At 64.5% G+C, this 10,048-nt stretch carries 7 protein-coding genes; 5 read left to right on the top strand and 2 right to left on the bottom strand.

Going from position 1 to position 10,048, the window contains the following annotated elements:
• The 4 genes from EOA22_RS14270 to purH all read left to right on the top strand — a co-directional run.
• Positions 1-483: M48 family metalloprotease (locus EOA22_RS14270; RefSeq protein ID WP_164755431.1), on the top strand; the 483-nt coding region annotated here is incomplete at its 5' end.
• The gene (locus EOA22_RS14275; protein ID WP_063169464.1) at positions 441-1,868 is read left to right on the top strand and encodes an RsmB/NOP family class I SAM-dependent RNA methyltransferase; all 1,428 of its coding nucleotides are present in this window, start codon (positions 441-443) and stop codon (positions 1,866-1,868) included. The genes EOA22_RS14270 and EOA22_RS14275, both read left to right, overlap by 43 nt.
• Before the next feature lie 147 nt (positions 1,869-2,015).
• Complete coding sequence (locus EOA22_RS14280) at positions 2,016-3,740, top strand: heparinase II/III family protein (protein WP_013529012.1); 1,725 nt, start codon at positions 2,016-2,018, stop codon at positions 3,738-3,740.
• An 86-nt stretch (positions 3,741-3,826) separates the two neighbouring features.
• Positions 3,827-5,443 carry a bifunctional phosphoribosylaminoimidazolecarboxamide formyltransferase/IMP cyclohydrolase gene (gene purH, locus EOA22_RS14285; RefSeq protein ID WP_024504206.1) on the top strand — a complete coding sequence of 539 codons (1,617 nt, stop codon included), beginning with the start codon at positions 3,827-3,829 and terminating at the stop codon, positions 5,441-5,443.
• 250 nt (positions 5,444-5,693) lie between these two features.
• On the opposite strand, the gene EOA22_RS14290 is transcribed toward purH, so the two are convergent.
• A complete protein-coding gene (locus EOA22_RS14290) occupies positions 5,694-7,070 on the bottom strand; it encodes an MFS transporter (protein WP_063170394.1) in 1,377 nt (458 codons plus the stop codon).
• 354 nt (positions 7,071-7,424) lie between these two features.
• On the opposite strand from EOA22_RS14290, the gene EOA22_RS14295 reads away from it, so the two are divergent.
• Positions 7,425-9,569, top strand: coding sequence for a TonB-dependent siderophore receptor (locus EOA22_RS14295; RefSeq protein ID WP_063169465.1), 2,145 nt, complete (start codon positions 7,425-7,427; stop codon positions 9,567-9,569).
• An 80-nt stretch (positions 9,570-9,649) separates the two neighbouring features.
• On the opposite strand, the gene EOA22_RS14300 is transcribed toward EOA22_RS14295, so the two are convergent.
• Positions 9,650-10,048, bottom strand: a 399-nt coding sequence (locus EOA22_RS14300) for an NAD-glutamate dehydrogenase domain-containing protein (RefSeq protein WP_164755434.1), incomplete at its 5' end; no start/stop codon positions are given.

Genomic DNA, 10,048 nt, shown 5'->3' on the forward strand with positions numbered 1-10,048 from the left:
GCGATGATCGTAGCGCCCTTTGCCGCGATGGTCGTGCAGATGGCGGTCAGCCGCACCCGCGAATACGAGGCCGACCGACGTGGCGCCGAAATCTGTGGACACCCGCTCTGGCTGGCATCGGCGCTTGACAAGATCGCCCGCGGCGCCGAACGCATCCGCAACCCCGATGCCGAGCGCAATCCCGCGACCGCGCATCTCTTCATCATCAATCCCCTTCACGGCGAGCGCATGGACAGCCTGTTCTCCACCCACCCCGCCACTGAGAACCGCATTGCAGCCTTGCAGGCGATGGCGCGCGACATGGCCGGCAGCGAAACCCGGGCTGCACCGCGCCAGGCCCCAACGCCACGCCAGGCGGACGAACTGCGGCCATCCGGCCCGTGGGATCAGACAGCACGGCCCGAGCAGCCGGCGGAGCCCGCCAAGCCCAAATCCAACCCATGGGGTCGCAATCCGACCGGGCCCAGGGGCCGGTGGTCGTGAGCGTGGCGGACAGAGGACCTCGACGCACGGTTTCAGGTGATCAGGAACACAGGGACGGCGGCGACTTCGTCGCCGGTCTCGCCGCGCGCAAGGCAGCGGCCCGCCTGCTGGCCGCCGTCATCGATGCCAGGACACCGCTTGACGGGCTGACCGATCACGAGAACGGCCACCCGCAATACAAGGCGCTCGATTTGCGCGATCGCGGCCTTGTCCGCGCCATTCTGGTCACCGCGCTGCGCTATCGCATGACCATATCGGGGCTCTTGGCGCGGCGCCTGGAAAAGCCGCTGCCGCCCAATGCCACGGCGCTGTCGCACATATTGCATGTGGCGGCCGCACAGATCCTGTTCCTCGATATTCCCGACAGCGCCGCCGTCGACATTGCGGTGACCCATGCCAAGTCCGATCCGCGCACGGTGCGGTTCTCCGGCCTCGTCAATGGCGTGCTGCGCACACTGGCACGGGCCAAGGAAACGGAATTGCCTGCCGCCCTTGCCGCCACCGACGAGGCGCCCGAATGGTTTTCCGACAGGCTGAAGACTACCTACGGCAACGAAAAGGCCAGACAGATCCTCGAAGCGCACCGCGTTGAGGCGCCGGTCGACTTCTCGGTCAAGGCCGATCCCGGACTCTGGGCCGAAAAACTCGGCGGCATCGTCCTGCCGACCGGCACGGTGCGGGTCGAGAATCTTGTCGGTCCTGTCACCGAATTGCCTGGCTTTGCCGAGGGCGCCTGGTGGGTCCAGGACGCCGCGGCCAGCCTGCCCGCCCGACTGTTCGGCGATGTCACGGGATTGCGGGTTGCCGATCTCTGCGCCGCGCCCGGCGGCAAGACCGCGCAGCTGATCGTTGCCGGCGCGAAGGTCACCGCCGTCGACACGTCAAAAAACCGGCTTGCGCGGCTGACGCAGAATCTCGAGCGCCTCGGCCTGTCCGCCGAGATCGTCCAGGCCGACCTGCTCAAATTCGAGCCGAAGGAATTGTTCGACGCCGTTCTCCTCGACGCGCCCTGCTCGTCGACCGGCACGGTGCGGCGGCACCCCGACGTGCCATGGACCAAGACTTCTGCCGATGTCGAAAAACTGGCCGACCTGCAGCGCAGGCTGCTCGCCCGCACTGTGACGCTGGTGAAGCCCGGCGGCAGGATCGTCTTTTCCAACTGTTCGCTCGATCCGCTCGAAGGCGAGGATCTCTGTCGCGCCTTTCTCGCCGGCACGCCTGAAATCACCAATGATCCGCTGCTGCAAGGCGAGATCGCCGGCATCGCTCCATTCCTGACGCCGCAAGGCACGCTGCGCACCACGCCCGCCGACCTGGACCTCGGCGCGCCGGAACGCTCAGGCCTCGACGGCTTCTTCGCCGCTCGCATGCGGCGAGCCGGCTAGGGCTTGAACTGCCGGATTTGCTGCCTTTTTTAGGCAGGACCGGGGGCAGAAGCAGGTGAACCGGCCCGGGCTCGTGGAATTCGCCTTCGCACGAATCGTGCAATCATGTAGACTCGGCGCCGGGGTAGAGGACGATCAGGAGGGGTTTTGGCACTGGCTGCCAGCAGCACGACGCGTCTGTGGACGCTTGTCGCGAAGGAGTTCTGGCGCAAAACGCGCCGGCGCCTGCGCGCCGGGCCTGTCTATCGCTGGCGCTATTCCGGCCGCACGCCGGAACGTGTGCTGATCGCACCGCCGGACCTGCGCCTCGCCGACCCGCAGATCGCACTCGAGATCTATTACGGCCGCTATCCCCTGTCGGGGCATCTGGTCGAGACCGGCGGCAAGTCGCCTTTCCAGATCAACGTGCCCAATCACGGGTGGCAGAAGACGCTGCACGGCTTTCGCTGGCTGCGCCATATGCGCGCCGCCGGCACGGAGCTTGCCGCTGCCAATGCCCGCGCCCTGGTCTCCGATTGGATCACCATGCATGGCAGCCATATTTCCGGCATCGCCTGGGAGCCCGGCACGACGGCCAAGCGCATCATCGCCTGGTTGCAGCACTCCTCGGTCGTATTGCAGGGCGCCGAGTTCCCTTTCTACCGCGCCTTCCTGAAGTCGGTTGCCATGCAGATCCGCTATCTCAGGTCGATGGCGCGCGAAATGCCCGACGGCAAGGACAGGCTGCGGGCCCGCATCGCGCTCGCCTTCGCTGCCTTGTCCCTGCCGGCGCCGGCATCGGCGCTGCGTGGCGCGACCCGCAACCTTGCCGAGGAACTCGACCGCCAGATCCTCGCCGATGGCGGGCACATTTCGCGCAATCCGATGGTCGTCCTGGAAATCCTCGCCGACCTTCTGCCGCTGCGCCAGACCTATGCCAACCAGGCGGAAACGCCGCCGCAGGCGCTGATCGGCGCCATCGACCGCATGCTGCCGGCGCTGCGCTTCTTCCGCCATCAGGATGGCAGCCTCGCCCGCTTCAACGGCATGGGCGCCACCATCCACGACCGCATCGCCACCATCCTGCGCCACGACGACACCGCTGGCGCGCCGCTGCTGCATGCGCCGCATTCCGGCTATGAGCGCCTGTCTATGGGCGGCACCACGGTCATCGCCGACACCGGCCCGCCGCCGCCGGTCGACGTGTCCAATGCCGCACATGCCAGCTGCCTTGCCTTCGAACTGTCGTCCGGGCGCCAGCACTACATCGTCAATGCCGGCATCGACACCTACGGCGCGGCTGAATTCCGGCCGCTGGCGCGCGCCACCGCCGCGCACTCGACCGCCACCATCAACGACACCTCGTCGGCGCGCTTCAGCCACTCGTTGCGCGTCAACGACCTGCTCGGTTCGCCGTTGATCGGCGGCCCGCAGCATGTGCAGTGCAAGCGCACCGATCAGAAAGGCGTTCAGGGTTTCATCGCCCGCCATGACGGCTATGTCGCGCGCTTTGGTTTCCTGCATGAGCGCGAGCTGAAGCTGTCGTCGAACGGCAATGTGCTGGCCGGCCGGGACCGCTTCCAGCGCCCCGGCAGTGCCGCGATCCGCAACAATGGCCGCGACTTCGTCACCGTCCGCTTCCACGTTCATCCCGATGTCAACCTTTTGCAGGACGAGCATGACCGCCTGGTGCTGGCCGCCGATCAGGCCGACACCTGGGTGTTCACATCGGCCGAAGTGGTGCCGGAGGTCGAGGAATCGATCTATTTCGCCGGTCTTGGCGGCCCGCGCCGCAGCCGCCAGATCGTGCTTGCCTTCAAGGCCTCGGAAATCGCCGAAGTCCACTGGCAGCTGACCCGCACCAGCATCGCCGGTTATCCGGAAAACAACTGACCTACCTGACCGCCGGTTTGATTTCCGGGCGGCATGTGCTACGGGCGCGGGCATCCACCACACCAGTCGTGAAAGGCCGCCAGCCCATGGCCGTCGCCGCCAAGAACATTCCCGCACCAGACCTGGTTCCCGTGCGCCGCGCCCTGCTCTCCGTTTTCGACAAAACCGGCCTCATCGATTTCGCCAAGGCGCTGGCAGCCGCAGGCGTCGAGCTGGTCTCGACCGGCGGCACGGCAAAGGCGATCTCTGACGCGGGCCTTCCGGTGCGCGACGTCTCCGAGCTCACCGGCTTTCCCGAGATCATGGATGGCCGCGTCAAGACCTTGCATCCCGGCGTGCATGGCGCGCTGCTTGGCGTGCGCGACGATCCGGAGCATTCAGCGGCAATGCGCAAATACGGCATCGAGCCGATCGATCTCGTCGTCTCCAATCTCTATCCGTTCGAGGAGGTCCGCCGCTCCGGCGCCGACTACGCATCGATCGTCGAGAACATCGACATTGGCGGCCCGGCCATGATCCGCGCCTCGGCCAAGAACCACGCCTATGTCGCCATCGTCACCGATCCCGGCGACTATGCCTCGGTGCTGAACGCGCTGGAGATGAACATCGGCTCGCTGTCGCTGGATTTCCGCAAGAAGCTGGCCGCCAAGGCCTTCGCCCGCACCGCCAGCTATGACGCGGCGATCTCCGGCTGGTTCGCCGAAGCGCTCGAGATCGAACACCCGACGTGGCGTGCCTTTGGCGGCAGGCTGGTCGAGGTGATGCGCTATGGCGAGAACCCGCATCAGAGCGCCGGCTTCTATATCGATGGCGACAAGCGGCCGGGCGTCGCCACGGCGCGTCAGTTGCAGGGCAAGCAGCTGTCCTACAACAACATCAACGACACCGACGCCGCCTTCGAGCTGGTCGGCGAGTTCGATCCGGCGCGTTCCGCCGCCGTCGCCATCATCAAGCACGCCAACCCGTGCGGCGTTGCCGAAGGCACCTCGCTGAAAGCCGCCTACGCCAAGGCGCTCGCCTGCGACCCGGTTTCGGCCTTCGGCGGCATCGTCGCGGTCAACCGCACCCTCGACGCCGAGGCGGCGGAAGAGATCGTAAAAACCTTCACCGAAGTCATCATAGCGCCCGGCGCCACTGACGAGGCAGCGGCCATCGTCGCGGCGAAGAAGAATTTGCGCCTGCTGGTCACCGGTGGGCTGCCGGATCCGCGCACGCCGGGCACGACGGTCAAATCCGTCGCCGGCGGTCTGCTCATCCAGGGCCGGGACAACGCTGTCGTCGACGACCTCGAACTGAAAGTGGTGACCAAGAGGGCGCCGACGCCGGTCGAAATGGCCGACCTGAAATTCGCCTTCCGCATCGCCAAGCACGTCAAGTCCAACGCCATCGTCTACGTCAGGGACGGCGCCACCGTCGGCATCGGCGCCGGCCAGATGAGCCGGGTCGACTCCTCACGCATCGCTGCCCGCAAGGCACTCGACGCCGCCGAGGCCGCCGGCCTTGCCGAACCGCTGACCAAGGGCTCGGTCGTCGCCTCCGACGCCTTCTTCCCCTTCGCCGACGGATTGCTGTCGGCGATCGCCGCCGGCGCCACTGCCGTTATCCAGCCGGGTGGCTCGATGAACGACAAGGACGTCATCGCCGCTGCCGACGAGCACGGCATCGCCATGGTGTTTACGGGCGTCCGGCATTTCAGGCATTGACGCACTTCTTCTTTCTCTCCTTGCGGGGTGAGAAGCGGTTCGCGCAGCAAACGAAAAGCCAATTGCTTGGCTTTTCGAGCTTCGAACGCCCTGAGCCCGCGAAGGGCCGGGCGGTGGACGATCCGCCCTGCCGGGTCCCCGCTGCTCCGCAGCGTCCCGGCGTTCGTCAGCCTTTCATCGTGCCACTGGCACGATGAATTCGCTTCGCGAACCGGCCGCTCACCCCACAGGGGGAGAAGGAAGAAAGAACTCAATCCGCCGGCCGGTCCGCTGGATAGGGCGTCTTGACCAGGATCGCCATGCCGATCCCGAGGAACAGCACGATCACCGCCATGCCGAGCCGTGCCGAGCCGCTGGCCAGGGTGACGGACGCGACCATGAACGGCGCCAGGAAACTGGTCGCCCGTCCGGCCAGCGCATAAATGCCGAAATAGCGGCCGGATTCGGCGGCCGTGACGCTGCGCGCCATGTAGGATCGCGACGACGCCTGCACCGGCCCGAAAGCCACACCGATCAACAGGCCGAAGAAGATGTAGGCCTTTTCCGCTGCCGTGCCGAACAGGCCACCGCTGTCCGGTCCAAGCATCATCCAGAGGCCGAACAAAGTATAGCCCGGTCCGGTCGAGACGATGCCGATCGTGGCGATGCTGAGCAGGACCAGCGAGATCATGACGATGGTTTTTGAGCCAAGCGCCGTATCGAGACGGGCTGCAACCAGGCAGCCGAAGATGGCGACGACGTTGAGAATGATGCCGAAAATACCGATTTCGGTGATCGACCAGTGGAACATCGCTGCTGCGAAAGTGCCCCCCAGCGCCAGCACCGCATTGACACCGTCCTGATAGATCATGCGGGCGACAAGGAAGCGGAAGATGCCGCTGCGCTTGCGCACCTCGCCCAGCGTCACTTTCAGCTCCGCCAACCCCTCTCGCACCGCAGGGCCGATCGGCAGGCCCTTGATGGCATCGGGGGTGAAAAAGAACATCGGCAGGATGAACAGGAAGTACCAGCCGGCTGACAAAGGCCCGGTTGCGCGCGCGTCCTCGCCGAGCTTCGGGTCGAGCCCAAAGAGCGGGTCGGTGCCGATGATCGTCTTGCCGGTCTCCGGCGAACCGGCCAAGCAAGCGACGACGAAGATCAGCGCGATCATGCCGCCGAGATAACCAAGGCCCCAGGCCATGTTGGAGATTCGGCCGATCTCGCTCTTCGGCACCAGGCGCGGCATCATCGAATCGTTGAACACGGTCGAAAACTCGGCCGCGACCGACGCCAGCGAAAAGAATAGCACGACCAGGAAAAGGTTCGAACCGGGGGCCGCGAACCAAAGCATGCAAAGGCAGGTGACCTTGACCGCGGCAAAGAATGCGATCCAGGGCTTGCGCGGGCCGGTCTGGTCGGCAATCGAGCCGAGGATAGGCGACAGCACGGCGATGACAAGACCGGCCGCGGCAATGCCGTAGCCCCAGGCCGCCTGGCCGGTCTCCGGATCGCTCGCCATGCGCGAGACGAAGTAAGGTCCAAAGATGAAGGTCGTCACGACCGTGAAGAACGGCTGCGCCGCCCAGTCGAACAGCATCCATCCCCAGATGCCGCGCCCGGACGCACGCTGCACTGTCTCTACCGTCATCATGATCCCTCGGCACCGGTTCCGTGTCGGGCGCCATGTCTGCATGTTTCATGCGCTCATGCAATGAACGAAGCTCGGTGCCGTACCCTTGACGCTGCCGGGCGTTCACTGTTCGAAAGCCATGCAACCGGCTTTCGTCCGCTTCGCGAACCAAGCCCGTATTTTTCTCGTGGGGGAAGTCGGACCGTAGGTCCGGCGCCGTCCTCCACCCCCTGCTTCGCAACGATTGTCGCCGGCGTGGATCTCTTGATTATTAAGTTGACTCTTTTTGTCCGCTTTGACTAATTGCGCTCGCGCAGGGCCGGAACGGTGACCGGCCGAACTGCTCGAAATTGGTCTGACAGGGAATAAGAGATGACGATTGGTCGACAGGCATTGTTGCGCATTCAGGCAAGGCGATTGATTGCGAGCAGTGCCTTGATAGCGGCATCTTTTGGAATGGTGGGGACCGGCCGGGCCCAGGACGTTTCGCCGGACGATGCAACTCAACTGGAAACGATCGTCGTCACCGGCAAGTCGGACCGCGTTGGCGGGCCCGATCAAACGATCGTCGCCAAGGATACGGCGACCGCCACCAAGACCGATACGCCGATCGTCGACGTTCCCGCCTCGGTTTCAGTTGTAACCCAAAAGGAACTGGAGGCGCGCCATGTCGAAAGCCTCCAGCAGGCCGTGGCCTACACATCCAGCGTCCTCACCGACGAGTTCGGCAACGATGACCGATACGACTATATTCGCATCCGCGGTTTCGACCAGACATCGCTCGGTACCTATCGCGACGGCTTGACGGCGCGCATCCCAGCCTGGTTCACGGCCAGCCGTCTCGAACCTTACGGACTTCAGCGCGTGGAGGTCCTAAAGGGATCGACATCGACGCTTTTTGGTCTCAACGGCCCTGGCGGATTGGTGAACGCCATTACCAAGCGGCCGCTGGACCAGAAGCAGGGGGAGATTTACACGTCCTATGGCGACGGCACCAAGGAGATTGGCGTTGATTTTGGCGGGCCGATCGACCCCGATGGCGTGTGGACCTATCGGCTTACCGGGCTGGCCAAGGATGGCGATCAAGGATGGGATTATTCCAACGACGACCGGCTTTACATCGCACCCGCGTTGACCATCAAGCCCGAGGAAGGAACCTCGCTCACCATCCTGACTGACTATTACAAGCGAGATGGCACAGGCGCACGCGGCACCCCCGCCGGCGCCAATATCGACATCGGCACCTTCCTGGGCGAGCCGGATTTCAACCGCTTCAACACCGAGCAGGTCGATATCGGCTACCAGTTCGAACATGAATTCAACGAGAATCTCACCTTCCGCTCCAATGCCCGCTACACGCATTTGAGCCTCGACTACGCCGAGGTCTACGGCGCGTCGCTTGACCCCACGGCGGACCGCACGGCATTTTCCGTCGGCGGCCTGTCCAACCGCTATGCCTTCGACAATCAGTTGCAATACGATACGGGCTGGGACCGGGTCGCCAGCAAGACGCTTGTCGGCGTCGACTACGCCAACGACAACACCCGCGAAAACATCCTCTTCGGCACTGCCGGCCCCATCGACATCGACAACCCGACCTATTGCGGTCTGTCCTGCATCAACCTCGGCCCCTATGTGAACTGGCGGGTCAAGCAGCAGGCGGTCGGTGTCTATGCCCAGGAGCAATTGACGTTTGACGACCGCTGGATCGTCACCCTGGGCGGGCGCTGGGACCGCGTGCAGACGACAGCTGATTATCTCGACCTGGGAACGCAGGACGACGACACCGCATCGGCCTTCACCAAGCGCGCCGGCCTGACCTACAAATTCACGCCGAACCTCGCGGTCTACGCCAACTATTCGGAAAGCTTCCAGCCGCTCGTGTCGCCAAGCGCCAACGGGTATGCGGTCTCGGGCTCGTTGAAGCCTCAGGAGGGCAAACAGTATGAGGCAGGCATCAAGTACAAGCCCGACGGCTTCGACGGCCTGTTCACAGCCGCGGTCTTCGACCTTACCCAAACCAATGTTCCGACCTATGTCACGCCTGTTGTCCAGCAGCAGATCGGCAAGGTTGGCGTCCGCGGCATCGAACTCGAGGGCAAGGCCGCCATCGCGGAAAACTTGAACCTGACGCTTGCCTATTCCTACTGGGATGCCGAGATCCTGGAAGACGGCATTGGCGGGAATGCCGGCAATCGGCCGCAGCGCGTTCCTCGCCACCTGGCGTCAGCCTGGGTCGACTACACGCTTCCCGAGGAAGGACCGCGTGGCGACCTGACCATCGGCGGTGGCCTGCGCTATATCGGACAAACCTACGGGGATGACGCGAACACCATTTCGATTGGCGGCTACGCACTGGTGGATGCGGCGATTAGCTACAAGATGACCAAGGACGTGACGTTGGCCTTGAACGCAACGAACCTGTTCGACCGGAAGTATCTGACAACCAGCTATTACGGGACCGAATTCTACGGCGACCGGCTGAAAATCGTCGGCACCCTCAAACATTCCTGGTGAGCTTGCTGAACGCCAAGCGCCGATAACATTGGAAAAGGCGCCACACGCACCCGACAACGCGTGTGGCAATCATCGACGGTTCACATCCCCGTCAGATCGCTCATCAGCCCCGACGCCACCGACAGCCGCGACACGGTGATGTCGCCGCCCTCGGTCAACGCCTGCAGCCGCTCGCGGATGCGCGCCACCCGCTCGCCGCCGGCGTCCAGCCAGGCAGCCACCGGATCGGCCGTCTTGGCGTGGCCGGTGAGCGCCGCCACCGCGATGCCGCGCCGTGCCGCATCGATCGTGTCGGTGGCGCGCGAAAGCGCCAGCTGATCGTAGTAGTCCGATGGCGTGATCGAGCGTGCGGCATCCTCGACACGCGGAATGCGGAAGGCATCGCTGACGGCGAAGAACGCCTTGGCCGCGGCGACGATATCGGCGCCGGCGGTGCGCGCCGTCAGCGCGATGTCGGGGTTGAGTTCCGCCACCTCGCT

Source organism: Mesorhizobium sp. M7A.F.Ca.US.014.04.1.1 (assembly GCF_003998745.1).
In the GTDB taxonomy this organism is placed as follows: Bacteria; Pseudomonadota; Alphaproteobacteria; order Rhizobiales; family Rhizobiaceae; genus Mesorhizobium; species Mesorhizobium ciceri.